At 67.2% G+C, this 601-nt stretch carries 1 protein-coding gene; it reads left to right on the top strand.

Going from position 1 to position 601, the window contains the following annotated elements; all coding sequences use genetic code 11:
• A partial coding sequence (locus tag ACRCUN_RS34215; protein WP_462146035.1) for an HNH endonuclease occupies positions 1-586 on the top strand: 586 nt, incomplete at its 5' end.
• Between the last annotated feature and the right edge of the window lie 15 nt (positions 587-601).

Genomic DNA, 601 nt, shown 5'->3' with positions numbered 1-601 from the left:
CGCCCAACAGCCGGTGCCGGTCACGCTCAACCTCGTGATGGCCGACACCACGTTGGCCGGCGACGACGACGCGCCGGCGTATGTGGCCGACTATGGGCCGGTGCCCGCGGGTTTCGCGCGCACGCTGACCGGGGACGCCGCCGCCGACGCCGAGGTGAAGTCGACGCTGCGGCGTCTGTATCGCCACCCCGACAGCGGGCAGCTGGTCGCGATGGAATCACGGTCGCGGATCTTCCCCACGGGTTTGGCGAGGCTGCTCGAGCTGCGCGACCAGACCTGCCGCACCCCCTACTGCGACGCACCCATTCGCCACCACGACCATGCCGTGCCTAAGCGTCAGCACGGACCGACGAGCGCACTCAACGGCCTCGGCCTGTGTGAAGCCTGCAATTACGCCAAAGAAGCACCCGGCTGGACGGTCACCACCACCAACACCAACGGCAACCACACCGCCGAATTCATCACACCGACCGGCGCGGTCTACCGCTCCACCGCCCCACCACTACCCGGACCACCCATCCGGACGACGGTAAGCATCATCGAAGACCAGATCAGCATCGACCTGGTCACCTTCGACGCTGCCTAAGTCACCCGGTAACGC

This window comes from Mycobacterium venezuelense (genome assembly GCF_054919535.1).
Note: the sequence above shows the minus strand (reverse complement) of the source record. Positions and strands in the feature narration are given on the sequence as shown.